Annotated in this window: 14 protein-coding genes and 2 pseudogenes; 6 read left to right on the top strand and 10 right to left on the bottom strand. The window is 69.4% G+C overall.

Annotation, left to right across the window (positions count from 1 at the left end; all coding sequences use genetic code 11):
• The 4 genes and pseudogenes from G3A44_RS22515 to trkA form a co-directional block, all read right to left on the bottom strand.
• Positions 1-500 (bottom strand): annotated as a pseudogene (locus G3A44_RS22515) (hypothetical protein); the annotation flags it as partial.
• 176 nt (positions 501-676) lie between these two features.
• On the bottom strand, positions 677-1288 hold the full coding sequence (locus G3A44_RS22510) for a 2-hydroxychromene-2-carboxylate isomerase (protein ID WP_163459999.1): 612 nt from the start codon (positions 1286-1288) through the stop codon (positions 677-679).
• An 89-nt stretch (positions 1289-1377) separates the two neighbouring features.
• A complete protein-coding gene (locus G3A44_RS22505; RefSeq protein WP_163459998.1) occupies positions 1378-2835 on the bottom strand; it encodes a TrkH family potassium uptake protein in 1458 nt (485 codons plus the stop codon).
• Between the two features lie 15 nt (positions 2836-2850).
• Positions 2851-4278 (bottom strand): Trk system potassium transporter TrkA, encoded by a 1428-nt coding sequence (trkA, locus tag G3A44_RS22500; protein WP_163459997.1) that lies wholly within the window; start codon positions 4276-4278, stop codon positions 2851-2853.
• Between the two features lie 89 nt (positions 4279-4367).
• Here trkA and G3A44_RS22495 point away from each other — a divergent pair, with 89 nt between their 5' ends.
• Positions 4368-5291: a UDP-2,3-diacylglucosamine diphosphatase gene (locus G3A44_RS22495; protein ID WP_163459996.1), complete on the top strand. Its 924-nt coding sequence runs from the start codon at positions 4368-4370 to the stop codon at positions 5289-5291.
• Here G3A44_RS22495 and asd read toward each other — a convergent pair.
• Complete coding sequence (asd, locus tag G3A44_RS22490) at positions 5185-6069, bottom strand: archaetidylserine decarboxylase (protein ID WP_163459995.1); 885 nt, start codon at positions 6067-6069, stop codon at positions 5185-5187. The two genes, G3A44_RS22495 and asd, sit on opposite strands and share 107 nt — an antisense overlap.
• An 87-nt stretch (positions 6070-6156) precedes the next feature.
• On the opposite strand from asd, the gene G3A44_RS22485 reads away from it, so the two are divergent.
• The gene (locus G3A44_RS22485) at positions 6157-7848 is read left to right on the top strand and encodes an aminotransferase class III-fold pyridoxal phosphate-dependent enzyme (protein ID WP_163459994.1); all 1692 of its coding nucleotides are present in this window, start codon (positions 6157-6159) and stop codon (positions 7846-7848) included.
• 266 nt (positions 7849-8114) lie between these two features.
• Positions 8115-8888 carry a transposase gene (locus G3A44_RS23905; protein ID WP_239062055.1) on the top strand — a complete coding sequence of 258 codons (774 nt, stop codon included), beginning with the start codon at positions 8115-8117 and terminating at the stop codon, positions 8886-8888.
• A gap of 1411 nt (positions 8889-10299) precedes the next feature.
• On the opposite strand, the gene G3A44_RS22475 is transcribed toward G3A44_RS23905, so the two are convergent.
• A complete protein-coding gene (locus G3A44_RS22475) occupies positions 10300-10773 on the bottom strand; it encodes an NUDIX domain-containing protein (protein ID WP_163459993.1) in 474 nt (157 codons plus the stop codon).
• On the opposite strand from G3A44_RS22475, the gene G3A44_RS22470 reads away from it, so the two are divergent.
• Positions 10729-11928, top strand: coding sequence for a transposase (locus tag G3A44_RS22470; RefSeq protein WP_163459992.1), 1200 nt, complete (start codon positions 10729-10731; stop codon positions 11926-11928). The two genes, G3A44_RS22475 and G3A44_RS22470, sit on opposite strands and share 45 nt — an antisense overlap.
• A gap of 329 nt (positions 11929-12257) precedes the next feature.
• Here the strand turns inward: G3A44_RS22470 and G3A44_RS22465 are convergent, their stop codons facing one another.
• Positions 12258-12731 carry a VOC family protein gene (locus tag G3A44_RS22465; protein WP_163459991.1) on the bottom strand — a complete coding sequence of 158 codons (474 nt, stop codon included), beginning with the start codon at positions 12729-12731 and terminating at the stop codon, positions 12258-12260.
• A 61-nt stretch (positions 12732-12792) separates the two neighbouring features.
• Positions 12793-13014 (bottom strand): annotated as a pseudogene (locus G3A44_RS22460) (phosphoribosylformylglycinamidine synthase subunit PurQ); the annotation flags it as partial.
• 75 nt (positions 13015-13089) lie between these two features.
• Here G3A44_RS22460 and G3A44_RS22455 point away from each other — a divergent pair.
• The gene (locus tag G3A44_RS22455) at positions 13090-14184 is read left to right on the top strand and encodes an IS5 family transposase (protein WP_163459990.1); all 1095 of its coding nucleotides are present in this window, start codon (positions 13090-13092) and stop codon (positions 14182-14184) included.
• A 307-nt stretch (positions 14185-14491) separates the two neighbouring features.
• Here the strand turns inward: G3A44_RS22455 and G3A44_RS22450 are convergent, their stop codons facing one another.
• The gene (locus tag G3A44_RS22450) at positions 14492-15139 is read right to left on the bottom strand and encodes a hypothetical protein (protein WP_163459989.1); all 648 of its coding nucleotides are present in this window, start codon (positions 15137-15139) and stop codon (positions 14492-14494) included.
• A gap of 191 nt (positions 15140-15330) precedes the next feature.
• Between G3A44_RS22450 and G3A44_RS22445 the strand changes: the two genes are divergently transcribed.
• On the top strand, positions 15331-16641 hold the full coding sequence (locus G3A44_RS22445; RefSeq protein WP_310734441.1) for a glycosyltransferase family 4 protein: 1311 nt from the start codon (positions 15331-15333) through the stop codon (positions 16639-16641).
• Here the strand turns inward: G3A44_RS22445 and G3A44_RS22440 are convergent.
• A partial coding sequence (locus tag G3A44_RS22440) for a hypothetical protein (RefSeq protein ID WP_163459987.1) occupies positions 16619-18076 on the bottom strand: 1458 nt, incomplete at its 5' end. The two genes, G3A44_RS22445 and G3A44_RS22440, sit on opposite strands and share 23 nt — an antisense overlap.

Raw genomic sequence — 18076 nt, 5'->3', positions numbered from 1 at the left:
GGCCGGGGCGTGGTCGACGAGGCCGGCGTGGGGGCGGCCACCATGGCGGCTACCGGCTGCGGCGACGCCACAGGTTCGGGGGCGGGCGTGGGCTCCGGCGCAGCAGCGGCAGCGCGGCTGCTGCGCGCGGCGGCCACCGCCGAGGCATCGGCCGCCAGCAGCACCGCCAGGAAGGCGATGAAGGGGAAGGGGCGAACCAGCGAGGTGCGCTTGCGCCCGTCGGACCGGCGGGGCACCGCCTGCGGGTCGTCCACCACCGGCACCACCCAGCGGGCCTTGGGCAGCCGCGGGTCCTGCGGGCTCAGGCCGAGGCCCAGCAGCAGCAGATCCACCTCGGGGGTGCCACGGGGGGCCACCTTCCAGACGTGCTGGGTGCGGCCAGAGACCTGCCCCAGATAGGTGAGCACCGACACCATGTCGTCCTGCGTGAGGCCGCCCAGTGCCAGCGTGCGCACGGCGCCGCCCGGATCCGGCTGCCGCTCCGATTCCCAACGCGTCATGAGCACATCCTTTGTATGCTTCTGTTACGAGTTGGGCGGATCTTAACGAATCAAACGCAGCGGGCAAGTGTTTTCCATCAGGTCCGAACGGACCTGTTGCCGGACCGATGCCCCGGGGGGCTTTCCCGGCTACCCAGCCGTGGCCCCTGCCCGACACCAGGCTCAGGCAGCGAGCCTCAGAAAGCGCCGCGCTCCAGCCAGGCCGCCAGCTGGGCCTTGCGGTCGTTGCCCCAGAAGGGCTCGCCATCCACCTTGAAGAACGGGGCGCCGAAAACGCCGGCGGCGATGGCGGCGTCGTTTTCGGCGCGCAGCCGGTCCTTCCAGACCGGGTCGTTCCAGGCGGCCTCAGCGGCCTCGGCGTCCAGCCCGCTGTCGGCGGCCAGGGCCTTGAGGGCGGCCGGGTCGTTCAGGGGCACGCCGCGGGTGAAGTAGGCGCGCAGGGCGCTGCGCGTCCAGGCGGCGGCGGCGGTGGGGCCGGCCGCGCCGTCGTGCAGCCACCAGAAGACGCGGGCGGCCAGGTGGGTAGCAATGGGAAAGGGCTGCGGCTGGACGTAGGGCACCCGCTCAAAGCGGGCGGAGCGCGCAAAGTCGCGCAGGGCGTAGTCGCGCTTGATGGGGTAGGACACCGGGCTGCGCAGCTCGGCGGCCTGGAAGGTGACCCCCAGCAGGATGGCGTGGCGGCGCACGGTGCGGCCATGGCGCGCGGCCAGGGCGTCGATCCACTCGTCGGCGATGTAGGCGTAGGGCGAGGAGAAGTCGAACCAGAAGTCGATGGGTGACTTGAGCATGCCCCGACGTTAGGCCCGCCCGGCGCCGCCGGGCAGCGGGCTCTACCCGGTCGTTGCGCCCACACCACGCCCGGCAAGCCCGACCTCACTCACTTGCGCCAGAAGCCCGGCGAGAACAGCACCAGCACCGCAAACAGCTCCAGCCGCCCCAGCAGCATGGTGAGGGTACAGATCCAGGTCTGCACATCGCTCAGGCCCTGGTAGTTGCCGGAAGGCCCCACCTGGCCCAGGCCCGGCCCGGTGTTGTTGAGGCAGGCCACCACCGCGGTGAAGGCGGTGATGACGTCCAGCCCCGTGGCCAGCAGCGCCAGCGTGGCCGCCGTCATCACGGCGCCGTAGATGAGCATGAAGCCCTGCAGCGAGGCCAGCACCTCGGGCGGCACCACCCGCTCGCCCAGGGTGACGGGCACCACCGCCCGCGGGTGGACGATGCGGGTGAACTCGCGCTGGGCCTGCTTCATCAGCAGCAGGCTGCGCACCAGCTTGATGCCGCCACCGGTGGAGCCCGCACAGGTGGCAAAGCCGCAAAGGAAGAGCATCAGCACCGGCGCAAAGATGGGCCACTGCGCATAGTCCACCGTGGCAAAGCCGGTGGTGGTGGCCACCGAGATGACGCTGAAGGCGGCGTGGCGCAGCGCGGTCAAGGCGTCGGGGTAGGTGCCATGCGCCAGCAGCAGCACCGTGACCAGGGCCACGCTGCCGGCCATCAGGGCCCAGAAGAAACGGGCCTCCAGGTCGGTGAAGACGACCCGCCACGAGCGCTGGCGCCAGGCCAGGAAGTACAACGCGAAGTTGATGCCCGCCAGGAGCATGAAGAAGATGGCCACCGCCTCGATCAACGGGCTGTCAAAGGCGCCGAAGCTGGCGTCATAGCCGGCAAAACCGCCCAGGCCCATGACCGAGCACATGTGCATGAAGGCATCGGTCCAGCCCATGCCCGCGGCGTGCAGGGCCAGCATGCAGGCCGTGGCCACGGTGAAGTACACCGCCCACAGGCCGCGCGCGGTCTCGGCGATGCGCGGGGTGAGCTTCTCGTCCTTCATGGGGCCGGGCGTCTCAGCCTTGAAGATCTGGCTGCCCCCCACGCCCAGCAGCGGCAGGATGGCCACCGCCAGCACCAGGATGCCCATGCCGCCCAGCAGCACCATGAAGCAGCGCCACACGTTGAGCGAGGCCGGCAGGTGCTCCAGCCCGGTGAGCACGGTGGCGCCGGTGGTGGTCATGCCGCTCATGGCCTCGAAGTAGGCGTCGGTGAAGCTCAGGCCCGGAATGGCCAGCAGCAGCGGCAACGTGCCAAAGGCCGGCAGCACCGTCCACACCAGGGTGACCAACAGAAAACCGTCGCGCGGCTGCAGCTCGCGCTTCTCACCCCGGCAGGCCAGAAACAGGAACAGCCCGGCCGCCAGCGTCGCCAGGATGGCCTCGTCGTACACGGCGTGGGCGCCATCGCCCAGGCCCCAAGAGAAGCCCAGCGGCACCAGCATGGTCAGCGAGAACAGCATGATCACGCCGCCCAGCACGGTGAAGACAGGAAAGTAGTGGCGCATGCGCGGCTCCCGGGCTCAGAACAGGAAGGTCGCGCTGACCTGGAAGAGCTTCTCCACCTCGCGCACCATGCGCTTGCGCGGCACGAACACGATCACATGGTCCAGCGCCTCGATCACCGTGTCGTGGTGGGCCATGATGACCTGCGGCGTGGCGTCGGCACCGGCCTCGCTGCCATCGGGCCGGTGCAGGCCGCGCACCAGGGCGCCCACCTGCACGCCCGCCGGCAGCTTGAGCTGGTCCACCCGGCGGCCCACCAGCTTGCTGGTCTTGGCGTCGCCGCGGGCCACCGCCTCGATGGCCTCGGCGGCGCCGCGGCGCAGGCTGTGCACCGCCTCCACATCCCCCCGGCGCACATAGGCCAGCAGCTCACCAATGACGGCGTTGGCCGGCGAGATGGCGATGTCGATCTGTGTGCCCTGCACCAGGTCGGCGTAGGCCTTGCGGTTGATCAGCGCCAGCACCCGCCGCGCGCCCATGCGCTTGGCCAGCAGGCAGGCCATGATGTTGTCCTCGTCGTCATCGGTCAGCGCCGCGAACAAGTCCATGTCGCTGACGTTCTCGTCGGCCAGCATGTCCTCGTCAGTCGCGTCGCCGTGCAGCACCAGGGTGGACGGCGGCAGCTGCGTGGCCAGGTAGTCGCAGCGCTGGCGCTCGGTCTCCACCACCTTGAGCTGGTACAGGCCGTGGATCTCGCGGGCCAGGCGCAGGCCCACCTTGCCGCCGCCGGCCAGCATCACCCGCTTGACCGGGCGGTGCTCACGGGCATGCCAGGCCTGCAGGGTGTCGCGCACCTGGGCGGTGGGCGCCAGGACAAAGACCTCGTCATCCACCTTGATGAGGGTGTCGCCGTCCAGGTCCGCCAGCGCCGTGTCCTTGCGGTAGATGGCCACCACCCGGGCCTCCAGGCCCGGCACCAGGGCCGGGATCTCGCCCAGCCGGTGGCCCACCAGGCGGCCGCCGGGCACCGCCCGCACCACGATCAAGCTCACCTGGCCCTGCGCAAACTCCATCACCTGCAGCGCCTCGGGGTACTCGATGAGCTTGCGCACATAGGCCGTGACCGAGGCCTCGGGGCAGATCACCTGGTCCACCGCAAAGCCCTCGGCGGCCATCAGCGGCGTGCCCGTTTCAAATTCAGGTGAGCGCAGGCGCGCAATGCGCGTGGGCACCCCAAACACGTCATGCGCCACCTTGCAGACCACAAGATTGGTCTCGTCGGCGGCGGCACAGCCAATCAGCATGTCGGCGTCGCGTATGCCCGCGGCCTCCAGCACCGAGGGCTGGATGCCGTTGCCCGCCACCGTGCGCAAGTCCAGCCGGTCCTGCAGCGCCCGCAGGCGCTGGGGGTCGGTGTCGATGACGGTGATGTCGTTCTTCTCGGAGACCAGGCTCTCGGCGACGCTCTCGCCCACCCGGCCCGCACCCAGGATGATGATGTTCATCCCGGGATTCTGCGCCGGCGCCTTCATGGCGGCGTCATGACCGCCCCCCAGCATGGGCACCTGTCGCTTGCTGCACGTCAAGGAAAGCCATGTCCAGCCCGGCCCCCACCCCCCTGCCCAATCAAGACCCGCCGGCCGGCCTGCGGGTGCGCACCGCCTGGATCTCTGACCTGCACCTGGGCACCCCCGGCTGCCAGGCCGAGGCCCTGCTGGACTTCCTCAAGGACCTGGAGTGCGACACCCTGTACCTGGTGGGCGACATCATCGACGGCTGGCAGCTGCGGCGCAGCTGGTACTGGCCGCAATCGCACAACGACGTGGTGCAGAAGCTGCTGCGCAAGGCCCGCAAGGGCACCCGCGTGGTCTTTGTGCCCGGCAACCACGACGAGTTCGCCCGCCGCTACGCCGGCCACCACTTCGGCGGCATCGAGGTGCTGCCGGACGTGGTGCACCAGACCGCCGACGGCCGGCGCCTGTGGATCACCCACGGCGACCTCTTTGACGGCGTGATCCAGTGCGCCAAATGGCTGGCCTACGTCGGCGACAGCGCCTACGAGTTCACCCTCAAGGTCAACCGCTGGCTCAACCACTGGCGCGCCAAGCTGGGCCTGCCCTACTGGAGCCTCTCGCGCTACCTCAAGCTCAAGGTCAAGCGCGCGGTCAACTTCATCGGCCAGTTTGAGGCCGCCGTGGCCCGCGAGGCCCGCCAGCGCGGGCTGGACGGCGTGGTCTGCGGCCACATCCACCATGCCGAAATCCGCGAGGTCGACGGCATCCTCTATTGCAATGACGGCGACTGGGTGGAGAGCCTGACCGCCCTGGTGGAACACCACGACGGCCGGCTGGAGATCATCGACCGCAGCGCCACGGCCAACGTGCCGCAGCGCGCGCCAGCCGCCCTGCTGCTCAATCCCGCGCTGCTGGCAGCCGCGCCAGCGCCTGACCCTGACGCACCGTCACCCCGGGGCCCACGCCCGGCGCCAGCGCACAACCCGGCGGCAGCAGCACGATGATGGTGGAGCCGTGCTCAAACCAGCCCAGCTCCTGGCCCTTGGTCATGGGCACATCGCACGGCACTTCGTTGGGGCCCTGGTAACGCAGGTGCAGGCGCAGATCGGGCTGGTGCAAGCGCAGGCTGGCCACCAAGATGGCGGCCACCGGCACCAGCGCCACCGGCAGCCCCGCCGCCGGCCCGGCTGAGGCGCCCAGCCGCAGGCGCAGCACCGCGCGCTCGTTGCGGCAAAACAGCTTTTCCACACGCTTGAGGGCAATCGGGTTCACGTTCCAGGTGTCGCCGCTCAGGTAGGTCACATGCTCCAGCGTGGCGTCATGCGGCGCATGAAAGCGGTGGTACATGGCCGAAGTCAGCCGCAGGGTGATGAACTGCCCATCCGCAAAGGCCGACACATCCTGCGTGGGCCCGCACAGCTCCTGCAGCGTGTACGGAAAGCCCTTGGCCTGGAACACCTCGGTGCCACGCACCGGCCCGCAGGCCCCCACGATGCCGTCACTCGGGCTGGCCAGCAGGGCCGCATCCGGCGTCACCGGCCGCATGCCCGGCTTGAGCGCCCGGGTGAAGCACTCGTGCAGGCTCTGGTAGCGGCGCGGCTCGGCCTCGCTCAGGTCCAAATCGGTGAACTGGCGCCACAGCGCGATGGACGCCCGCGCCAGCAGCGGGCTGCGGATCTGGCTGTACCAACCCATGAAGTGCGTCAGCGCCTGGCGCGGCACCCGGTTGGTCAGCAAAAAGTTCAAGTCTTCTTGGGCGGCAAGCCGGCGGATCAGGTTCATGGCGGATGTGGGGGCGTCGTCAGGTTTCACCGGGGTGTCAAGGCCGGCAGGTACACCAGAGCCCATTGGACTCACCGCGTGTGAAACATGGACGACACCCTGGCCCCCTTCACCCTCTCCGCCCTCACCCTGGGCGCCCTGGCCTGGGCATTGCCCAAGCTCCGGCAGCGGCTGCAGCTCTCGCGCGCCAAGCACCGCTCGCTGGCCGGCCACTCGCGCATGGCCAAACGCCTGGCCCGGCTGCTGCCGGACCTGCGCTATGACGAAACCCGCTTCTTCAACGCCGACGGCGCCCCGGCCGAACTGGTGGCCCGCCGCCGCGCCGGCCTGACCGCCCTGTGCCAGCGCCTGGCCCAGCGCCACCCCCGCAGCATCGCGCTGACCACCCAGGCCCGCGAGATCCTCTCTGACCTGCAATTCACCGGCCGCTACCGCGTGCCCCTGCCCTTCTCGGCCCACCTGCGTGAACACCTCAAGCTGGGCGCCTTCGTCACCCAAACCGACGGCCGCCGCCTGCAAGACGCCGACGGCCAGTGGTTTTATGACCTGGCCGGCTCCTACGGCGTGAACGTGCTGGGCTACGACACCTACAAACAAACGCTGGCCACCGCCCACGCCACCGCCGCCACCTTGGGCCCCGTGCTCGGCGCCTACCACCCCTGCGTGCTGGACAACCTGCAGCGGCTCAAGGCCCTCTCCGGCCTGGACGAGGTCTCCTTCCACATGAGCGGCACCGAAGCCGTGATGCAGGCCGTGCGCCTGGCCCGCTACCACACCGGCCGCCGGCACCTGGTGCGCTTTTGCGGCGCCTACCACGGCTGGTGGGAAGACGTGCAACCCGGCCCCGGCAACCCCCTGCCCCCGCGCGAGACCTACACCCTGCGCGACATGGACCCCCGCAGCCTGCAAGTGCTGCGCACCCGGCGCGACATCGCCTGCGTGCTGGTCAACCCCCTGCAAGCCCTGCACCCCAACGCCAACGCCCCGGCCGACTCCGGCCTGATCGACGGCAGCCGCCGCGCCGGCTTTGACCGCGCCGCCTACACCGCCTGGCTGCAGCAACTGCGCCAGGTGTGCACCGAGCGCGGCATCGTGCTCATCTTTGACGAGGTGTTCCTGGGCTTCAGGCTGGCCATCGGCGGTGCGCAGGAATACTTTGGCGTGCAGGCCGACCTCGTCACCTATGGCAAGACCCTGGGCGGCGGCCTGCCCGTGGGCGTGGTGTGCGGCCGCGCCCACCTGATGCGCCGCTTCAAGCCCGAGCGCCCGGCCGACCTGTGCTTGGCCCGCGGCACCTTCAACGCCCACCCCATGGTCATGGCGGCCATGAACGCCTTTTTGCACCACCTGGACCGCCCAGACGTGCAAGCCCTCTACGCCCAGGCCGATGCGCTGTGGAACCAGCGCGCCGCCCAACTCAACCAGCGCCTGCAAGCCGCCGGCCTGCCCCTGCAAGTGGCCCACCTGCACAGCGTGTGGACCCTGCTCTACACCCGCCCCTCGCGCTACCACTGGCTGCTGCAGTTCTACCTGCGCGACCAAGGCCTGCACCTGAGCTGGGTGGGCACCGGCCGCTTCATCTTCAGCCTGGACACCACCGACGAAGACTTTGAAGCCATCACCCAGCGCCTCATCGCCGGCGCCCAAGCCCTGCACACCGACGGCTGGTGGTGGGACAGCCCCGAAGACGGCCGCACCATCCGCCGCAGCGTGCTGTGGGAAACGCTGCGGGCACGGTGGCGGGGGCTGGTGGGGGGTGGGGTGCGCACGGCAGGGTGAGCTGGTCGGGGGCGGGCACGGCCTCGCCAGCCACCCGGGTCCCGCCTGACACGGTTCCATTGCCGAACAACGACAACGCTGAAACGGATCGGGCCGGCGCGGCGGGCCTAGTCTTTCAGCGCGTGCTCTTCAGGGCCGACCAAATTGGATGGATAGCGATCTCGCTGGGCTTGACGTCCTGGCTCAGCAGCAGGGCACTTCTAAAAACCCACCCAACCGCGAGCCTGTGAGCCCCCCGTCAGCCCGGGGTGAGAGCATCTGAGCCTATGACCACGCCCCGCACCAAGCCTTCGGTCTTCTTCGCGGACGACGCGCAGGCCGATGACCTGTTCATCACCCAGCAGCGCAAGGCCAAGCTGGAGGGCTACGTCAAGACGCTGGCGGCAATCGATCGACTGATGGACTTCAGCGCCATGGCGGTGGAGGTGGATGCAGTGTGTCCTCGGCCGGACCGCAGCAAAGGTGGGCGCCCACCGTATGCCACCGCAGTGATGTTGCGCATGGTGTTCCTGCAGGGGCTCTACAACCTGTCGGATGAGCAGTGCGAGCACCAGTTGCTCGACCGCATGAGCTTCCAGCGCTTTTGCCGGGTGGAGGGCTCGCTGAACGTGCCCGATGCCCGCACCTTGTGGAACTTCCGCCAGCGCTTGGCGGCCGGCGGATTGGGGGGCCAAACGGTGTTTGATGCGGTCAGCCGCACGTTGCAGCGCCTGGGCTACATCCCGCGCCGCCTCCAGCGCAGCTTGGCCTGCCAGCGCCTGTACGGCCATGGCGGGAAACCGAGCGATGTTCCACTGCAACTCGGGCGCCAGCTTGAGGCAAAGCACTTCCGCATTCGACCGTCAGTTCGTTCAAAGTGCGCCTATTGGCCAGGGGACTTGCTGCTACAGGGACAGGCTATTGTTGCCACCAGGCTGGCCCGGCCCAGGGCTACCCATGGAGGTGCGCAGGGACCTCAGCTGTGGGGCCTGCGCATCGTCCTGGGCCTTGCGCCAAGGCGCGTTGCAATATCCACCACTGACCAAGCCCAAGCACGGTAACGTCAGGTCAATCTCGTCGAACCCGGCCGTCTGAGTGACAGCCGGCGCTGGCAACTTCGCCATGGGCGCAGATAGCTGGGCCACCACAGCCCCAAAGCCAGGACCAAGATGGCCACCGAGAACAGGGCTCTTGACCACCACCTTCACGACCAGCTTGGGCCAGTCCTTGAGTTGGTCGTCATGATCGCGCCCCTCGTGCGGCGAGTTGCGCGGTTTCGGTCGCCTCTGTCCGTGCTCAGGGCAAAGGCCTAGCCAAGAAACTCGTTTTCTCCGTTCTACCCTCTACATCCCTTGAGGCGATCCCTGCGATGTGGCCATTGCTGCTAATGGCAGTGGCGCTGGACAGAACCCAGCCTTTGCGCCTGAGGTGCCCACTGAGGTCGCGGCCTAGGTCCACCAAGCCCCCCCACGGCGCCACAGAACAGCACGCACTCCCATGCTGGTCTGGCATTCGCCCACGATGTCACCTCGGTCATTGACGGCCATGGCCTCGCACCTAGGGGTGCTGGGATCAAGTGGCGGCAGGACCTCTGCCTGGCCATCTCGCCAGCGAACTGCAGCAGGGTCGCCCCAAGGGAGATCCCCCGCTATGCCTACGACCACTCCTGCGGCATTGACCCCGTTAGCGATGCTCCATTTGCCAGGAAGAGCAGCACCCAGATTGACCAGCTTGTTCTTTTGCCAAAGCACGGCTGTATATCCTCGCCCTTCCCAGGGTTCAGGAAGCCATGCCATGCCCGCGATCCACCCTCCAGCCGCCACGGCTCGAGGTTCAGTTCGACAGGTATCGCACAGGGTCGGCAAGAATTTGGGCTCACCAGTTGTACCCCAGAGCACAGGTCTTACGTCCGATAGCTCCTCGTCAACTGAGGCCAATCCCACGGTCACTCCAGATGGGGCGATGGCATTGCCAAATGTCCGACTCATACCGGCCGGATACCGCAGATTGGTCTGCGTGCCATCAACCTGCCACACAACACCCTGGGTGCCGAGCGCTCCGACCACCTGGCCTGCATTGTTGATACCCGTGGCTCTATTGCCGTGGTGCTCGCTATAGGCGCCCGGAAGCATGGTCACAGCACGGTTGTACCAAATGATGGCCTCAGAAGGATACGCATCGGCACTGCCCACAACGACTCCATCGTTGTTCACACCCGCGCCAACACTGTCCCAGGGGTAGTCCATCGCATCATGCTTCAAAGGCTGAAGCAATGTGACCTCGTACCTCCCACCAGCGTTGGCTGAACCTGCCGCATTCAGCAAGGTAACCACCAGTATGCTGGCCGCTGCGCGACCAAACAAGGTGCTTCCAGACTCAGAAACCCATGACATGAAATCTCCCTTCGGAAACAATTGCGCGTCCTCACGCGCCGGTCCGAAGTATGACTTCAGCGCGAACCTAGCTTTACATTCAGCCGCATTGCAGTCGCGTGTTTCCCACCGCTGAGTCAAAGTAGGCTCGCGTGTTTTCATGGACGCTGAGGTCAGCCAGCAGGGTCGGCAGGTCCCACCAGCGCAGCCCGGCATGCTGGGCGTCGGCCTGAAGAGGGGCGTCGGGCTGCAGTTGAAGGGTGTAGGCCAGCACCACGTAGTGGGTGCCAAAGCCAGGGGCGTCCAGCGCGTTGTCGGCGTAGAGGTGCTCAAAGGCGCCCAGAAACTGGGGCGGGCTGTGGTCGGCCGGGGCCAGGCCCAGCTCAGTCTGTAGCAGGCGGGCAAGGGCTTGGGACACGCGCTCGTCTTTGCGGATGCGGCCGCCGGGCACAAACCAGGCGTTCTGCGCCGGGCGGTTGGCCCGCCAGCCCAGCAACACGGTTTCTGCCCGTCGTGCGGCGCCCGGCGCATGTCGCAGACGGCGGCGCACCTGGTCGACCACGTCATCCCCCATGTGCCGGTCCGGCAGTGGGTGCTTTCGCTGCCGATCCCGCTGCGCGTGCTACTGGCCGCACAGCCCGAGCTGGTCGCGCCGGTGCTGCAGGTGGTGCAGCGCGTGATCACGCGCCATCTGCTGGACGATGCCGAGGTCTCGGCTGACGAAGGCCAAGGCGGCGCCGTCACGCTGATCCAGCGCTTCGGGTCGGCGGCCAATCTCAACATCCACCTGCACTGCCTCGTGCTGGACGGGGTCTACCGGTGCGGCGCCGACGGCTCGCCGGTCTTCGTCGAGGCGGCTGCGCCCACGGATGACGAGCTGCACGCGCTGCTGCAGACCGTCATGGCCCGGCTGATGAAGCTACTCACTCGCCGGGGCGTGCTGCTCGAGGACATGGGCCAGACCTACCTGGCCGAGCCGGATGCCGACGGCGAGGAGGCACGCACGCTGCGGCCGTTGCAGGCGGCAGCCGTCACCTACCGCATCGCTTTCGGACCGCGCGCCGGGCAGAAGGTGCTGACCCTGCGTGGAGCGATGCCGCGCGAGACCGAAGTGCGCCGGCCCTTGTGTGCCGACATCGACGGATTCAGCCTGCACGCCGCGTTGCGGGTGGAGGCGCACGACCGCAAGCGGCTGGAGCAGCTGTGCCGCTACATCACGCGGCCAGCGCTCTCAGACGAGAGGGTGCAGGTCAACGCCGCCGGGCAGGTCGAGCTCAGGCTGAAGACGCCGTGGCGCGACGGAACGAGCCACTTGGTGATGAGCCCGCTGGAGTTCATGCAGCGCCTGGCCGCGCTGGTGCCGCGGCCGAGGCTGCATCTGATCCGGTTCCACGGGGTACTGGCGCCGAACGCCAAGCTGAGGCCGCTGGTGGTGCCGCAGAGGCGACTCGAGCAAGAGGAGCCCGCCACCGAAACCGCTGCTGCCTCCGAGTGCGAGGTCGAGACCGTGCAGGCACGACCCAGCCGCATCAGCTGGGCGCGGCTGCTCAAGCGCGTCTTCGACATCGACATGCAGCACTGCCCGAACTGCGGCGCCGGCGAACTGAAGATCATCGCGGCCATCCTGGAGCGGCCGGAAATCGAGAAGATCCTCACTCACCTTGGGCTGGATCCGCAGCCGCGGCCCAGGGGCCGAGCGCGCGAGGCGGGGCAAGACTTCGCCACCTGAGCCGCGCCGGCCGTCATGGACACCTCCCCCCAGGCTGCAATGCCAGACCGCAGCCGGGGCGAGGCTGCGCGCCGCGTGGTCGCGGCATCACCGGATCCGGGCAAACCCTGAGATCAGGACCGCAGATCGAGGCCGGAGGAGCCCCAGGCGAAGCACCAAGGCGACCAAATGGGCACACGGCGGTGGCTCGACCGCCGGGTCCGGGTCCAGGCCAAGCCGCCTGGCCACGGCGGCCGCGTCGGGCTTTCGAAGGGCCGTTTGAAAGTCCTATGCGCTGCGCAATGGCGCACCCGGCAGCGACTCACCGCAGCCGCCCTTCGAGAGCTTGCTCAACCCCTGCGCGCCGCCTCGATGGCCGCGATGTTGATCTTGCCCATCTCCAGCATGGCCAGGAAGGCGCGCTTGGCGGCGGCGCGGTCGGGGTAGGCCGCCGTCAGGGCGCGCGGCGTGATCTGCCAGCGCACGCCCCAGCGGTCCTGACACCAGCCACAGACATTGGCCTTGCCGCCGTTGGCGATGATGGCGTTCCAGAGCCGGTCGGTCTCGGCCTGGTCGTCGGTGGCCACCTGGAACGAGAAGGCCTCGCTGTGCTGGATGCCCGGGCCGCCGTTGAGCCCGATGCAGGGGATGCCCATGACGGTGAACTCCACCGTCAGCACCTCGCCCTCCTTGCCCGCCGGGTAGTCGGCCGGCGCGCGGTGCACCGCGCCCACGGCACTGTCGGGGAAGGTGGCGGCGTAAAACCGTGCGGCTTCCAGGGCCGCGCCGTCGTACCAGATGCAGAGGGTGTTCTTGGCGAGCATGGCGCGCTCGTGTGGTAGCGGTCAGGCCGCCCAGTGTGCGCCAGCGGTCAAGACCCCTGCTTCAACCCACCCACTTGCGCGCGTTGCGGAACATGCGCATCCAGGGGCTGAATGCGCTCACGTCGCCGTCGGTCCAGCTCATCAGCGCGTTGCGGAACACTCGCTCGGCGTGCGGCATCAACACGGTGAAGCGGCCGTCGGCGGTGGTGACGCTGGTCAGGCCGCCCGGGCTGCCGTTGGGGTTGAGCGGGTAGACCTCGGTGGCGGCGCCTGAGCCATCCACAGGGCACTTCTAAAAACCCACCCAACCGCGAGCCTGTGAGCCCCCCGTCAGCCCGGGGTGAGAGCATCTGAGCCTATGACCACGCCCCGCACCAAGCCTTCGGTCTTCTTCGCGGACGACGCGCAAGCCGATGACCTGTTCATCACCCAGCAGCGCAAGGCCAAGCTGGAGGGCTACGTCAAGACGCTGGCGGCAATCGATCGACTGATGGACTTCAGCGCCATGGCGGTGGAGGTGGATGCAGTGTGTCCTCGGCCGGACCGCAGCAAAGGTGGGCGCCCACCGTATGCCACCGCAGTGATGTTGCGCATGGTGTTCCCGCAGGGGCTCTACAACCTGTCGGATGAGCAGTGCAAGTACCAGGTGCTCGACCGCATGAGCTTCCAGCGCTTTTGCCGGGTGGAGGGCTCGCTGAACGTGCCCGATGCCCGCACCTTGTGGAACTTCCGCCAGCGCCTGGCGGCCGGCGGATTGGGGGGCCAAGCGGTGTTTGATGCGGTCAGCCGCACGTTGCAGCGCCTGGGCTACATCCCGCGCGGGGGCCAGATGGTGGACGCCACCATCGTGCAAGCACCCATCGCACAGGTCACGGAAGAAGAGCGCCAGACCCTCAACGCAGGCCAGACTCCAGAGGGTTGGAGCCAGAAGCGGCTGGCCCACACGGACTTCGATGCGCGCTGCACAAAGAAGCACGGCAAGTCGTACTACGGCTACAAGCTGCACGCCAACGTGGATGCGCGCCACAAGCTGGTACGCAAGATCAAGGTCACGCCGGCCCATGCTGACGATGGCAGTGCGTTGCCCAGTGTGATCCAGGGTGCGGAGAGCAACACCCGCAACCGCCTGATGGCCGATCGGGGCTACGACAGCCAAAGCAACCGCGACGTGTCAGCACACCACGGACTGCAAGACCGCATCGCCCGCAGAGCCACACCGGGCCAGGTCCACAAGAAGCGCCTCAAGCAGCGCAACGCGGCGATCAGCCGAGTCCGCTCACGCGTGGAGCACGTGTTTGGCGCGCTGCGCCAACAGGGCGGCAAATGGGTGCGGGCCATGAACCTGGCGCGCAACACCCTGGCCATCACGCTGCAATGCGCGGCGTACAACGCCCGCAGACTGGCTTGGCTGGTCAGTCTGGAGACAAAGTCTGCTTCGACGCCAGCGGCCTGAAGGCCGAGGTGCGTCTACCAGTCGGCGGGCGCACAAAGAGAGGGTCCGGAAAAGGACTCAATGGGAACCGAAAGAGCTAGGCCGGGGCTCAAGAGGCCGCCGGAAAGCGAGGCAACTGGCCGGCAGCGCTCTGTTCACCCCGGGGCTGGCGAGAAATCGGGTTCTTGGAAGTGCCCCAGGGCTTCCGTTCCCCAAGCTCCCCCGAGCTCCCCTTGGCCGGGCTGGTCGCACCGGCAGCCAAGGCGCGCCAACATGTGGGGCGACGCGCCCCACAGGGCGTTTTGTACGCGTGGCGCAATGCCGCGGCTCAATGCGCCGTCTTGGCCTCGCCCTGCCCTTGCGCCGCCAACTGCTCCCGCACATGCTCCATCGGGTCCAGCCACTCGCCGCGCAGCAGGGCCAGGGGGGCCTTGTGGTACAGGATCACGTCGTGGAAGGGGTCGGTCAGGATCTTGGTCATCCAGACCAGGCCGGTGTGCACGCTGCGGGTCAGGCAGAGCTGCAGCACGCGGGCCAGCAGGCCGGCCACGCCCAGGGAGAGCCAGGCGATGCCCAGGTCATGCGCAAAGCCGGCGAAGTCTGCCGCGGGCTCGATGAGGCCGAACAGCGAGGGCTGGAACCACAGGGTGGCCGGCACGATGACCCAGACGGTGAGCAGCGCCGTCTTGCGGCCCATGTTGTAGCCCACCTTCACGCGCTCCTTGTACTCGTCGGTGACGAGGTTGACGCGGTCAAAGCCGCGGGGCTCAAAGACGTAGTGGCCGGTTTGGCGGGTGACCATGCTCACCAGCCAGCCGATGAGGGCGGCGGTGGCGGGGTCGAAGAACAGCACGACGTAGGCCACCAGAAAGCTCAGGGCGCTGATGAGGTGCAGGGTCTGGTTGACGCGGCTCTGGTGGTAGTAGCGGTGGTCGTCCCAGCGCTGGAGGGCCAGTTCCTGAAAGAAGGCGTTCACGGGGGCTCCGGGTCAGAGAGAGAGAGAAGGTGAAGGGTTGGACGGCCGCTGGCCGCGCGGTGATGCTGGGGGCCGGTGATGAAAGCGGCGTGACCTGGGCGTGACCCGTGCATGAAGCGGGCATGACGGCCCGGGCCTGTCATGGCGCTGTTGCAGAGGGGGCCGACGATGGCGGGCAGAAGGGAGCCCCTGTGACCACGACCACTTTGCCCCACACCGCCGCCCTGTTGGGGCCGGCCCCCACGCCGCCGGGGCTGGCCGGCGCCGCGCCGCTGGACAGCGATGACCTGCTGGTGCACCCGTTTGCGGCGGTGCCGCGCTGCCTGCGCGTGGCGGTGGTGACCGAGACCTATCCGCCCGAGGTCAATGGCGTGGCCACCACGCTGGCGCGGGTGGTGGAGGGGCTGCACCAGCGCGGCCATGAGGTGCAGCTGCTGCGCCCGCGCCCCCGGCAAGAAACGCCAGGCGCCGAGCCGGCCGAGCCGCGCTTTCATGAGGTGCTGATGCGGGGGCTGCCCATTCCGCGCTACCCGGGCCTGCGCATGGGCCTGCCCAGCAAGGGGGCGCTGGTGCGGCTGTGGGCGCAGCGCCGGCCCGACGTGGTGCACATTGCCACCGAGGGGCCGCTGGGCTGGTCGGCGCTGCAGGCGGCGTTGCAGCTCAAGCTGCCGGTGACCTCGGACTTCCGCACCAACTTCCACCAGTACAGCCGGCACTACGGCCTGGGCTGGCTGCGCAAGCCCATCATGGCCTACCTGCGCAAATTCCATAACAGCGCCCAGTGCACCATGGTGCCCACCGAGGCGCTGCGCGCCGACCTGCAGGCCGCGGGCTTTTTGCGGCTGGCGGTGGTGGCGCGCGGGGTGGACACGGCGCTGTTCACCCCCGAGCGGCGCAGCCCCGCGCTGCGCGCGCAGTGGGGCGTGCCGCCTGACGGGCTGGTGATGGCCTGCGTGGGCCGGCTGGCGGCCGAGAAGAACCTGGACCTGCTGCTGCAGGCCTTTGACGCGGTGCGCCTGCAGCGGCCCCACAGCCGCCTGCTGCTGGTGGGTGACGGCCCCATGCGCGCGGCCCTGCAGGCCCGGCTGGACCCCGGGCTGATCCTGGCCGGCCAGCGCCATGGCGCGGACCTGGCCGCCCACTACGCCAGCGCCGACCTCTTCTGCTTTGCCAGCCAGACCGAGACCTGGGGCAATGTCACCGCCGAGGCCCTGGCCAGCGGCCTGCCGGTGCTGGCCTTTGACCACGCGGCCGCCGGGCTGCTGGTGCACACCGGCCGCAACGGCGTGCGGGTGCCGGCGCAAGCACCGGGCCGCTTTGTGCAGGCCGCGGTGGAGCTGGCCACCGCGCCGCCCGCGCGCCGGGCCGCACTGGCCCAGCAGGCGCGGCAAGACGCGCTGGCCCTGGGCTGGGAGGGGGTGCTGGCCCTGTTTGAGGCCCAGCTGCACCGGGCGGTGCAGCGCCAGGCGCTGGCCGGGCTCAGAACAGCGGTGGCACGCTGAAGCCGCGGTGGCCCAGCTCCTGGGCCACGGTGCGGCCGCCGGTGGGCGCGTCCAGCGCGGGGGTGGTGCCCACACCTTCGCCCAGGCCCAAGGTGCCGTCGCCGTCGGCGTCAAACCAGGTGGTGGTGGAGGCGCAGGACCGCGTGGGGGCGTAGGTGATGCGCGAGTCCTCCAGCGTGTAGGGGCCGGTGGTGCCGTCGCGCCCGACCTGCTGCGACTGGAACCGTGCCTGCGGCGCGTGCTGCGCGCCGGGACCGGCCCAGTTGCAGATCAGGCCCTGCAGCTCGCCGGTGGTGCTGGCCAGCTCCTGGGTGTAGGCAAAAAAGGCCTGCAGCGTCTGGCGGCCGCTGGCGGCGGTGGCCTGCGTGGCGGCCAGGGCGCGGGCATGGCTGTCGCCCGGGCCGGCCTGCCAGGCCAGCAGGAACTGGCCGCTGCCGCCGGCCACGGGCGCTTGCGCGGCATAGCGGGTGAAGTCACCCCGCCAGCCGGTGGAGGCGCCGCGGGTGGCCGAGAGCAGCTTGTCGCCGGGGTCCAGCTCCTCGTCGGCGGTGAAGCCGGCCACCTGGGCGGCTTCGTGCGCACCGGCCCCGTCCACCGGATGGCCGCAGTAGTGCGCGCTGCGGCTGCCAAACTGCACGGTGCCGCCCTCGCGCTGGTAGCGCAGGGTGCCGACCCGGGCCACGCGGTAGCGGCCGGTGGTGGCGTCCACCTGGTCGGTGCAGCCGAAGGCGGCGTCCTCGTCCAGGCTGAAGCCGGCCACCTGCAGCACGCCCTCGTAGGACAGCAGGTGGCTGCCGGGCTGGTGGCGCAGCCGCACCTCGGCGCGCTGCAGGCCCTGGCTGACGCCCTCACGGGCCAGCACCAGGTGGTAGGTCCACACGCGCCCGGCGGTGTCCAGCGCCAGGCTGGCCTGCGCCAGCTGCCAGGCCGTGCCCGGGCGCAGCGTGCCCAGCTCGGCCAGCAGCGGGGTGCGCAGGTCGGTGCGCCCCCCGGCGGCCGGCAGGGCCAGACCCTGGCGGGCCAGGGCGGCCCGCATCCAGGCGGCCACCACCAGGCCCTGCAGGCCCTGGGCGCGCACGCCGGCCAGGCGCCGCTGTACCTGGGCCACCGCGCAGGGCTGGCCGGCCCAGACGCCGCCGCTGGCGGGCTCGCTGGCCTGCCACAGCCCCAGGTCGCCGTGCGGCAGCTCGCCGGTGTCGACGGCCAGGTCGGTGGCGTCCTCGTGGTGGGCATAGGCCAGGCGCGGGCCGTAGCAGTCGGCCTGGGCCGGCGTGGCGCCGGCCAGGGCGTCCAGGTCCAGCACCCGGCTCAGGCTGCGGGTGCCGGTTTCTTCCAGCACCTCGGCCAGCCAGGTGGCGGCCTCGGCCGGGTCGGGGCCGGTCAGGGGCAGGCGGCGCGCGGCCAGCGGGCCGGTGCCCGGGCCGGCGGCGGTGGC

The organism is Ideonella livida (assembly GCF_010499455.1).
GTDB classification, from domain to species: Bacteria; Pseudomonadota; Gammaproteobacteria; order Burkholderiales; family Burkholderiaceae_C; genus Ideonella; species Ideonella livida.
This window is presented reverse-complemented; position numbering and strand designations above follow the sequence as displayed.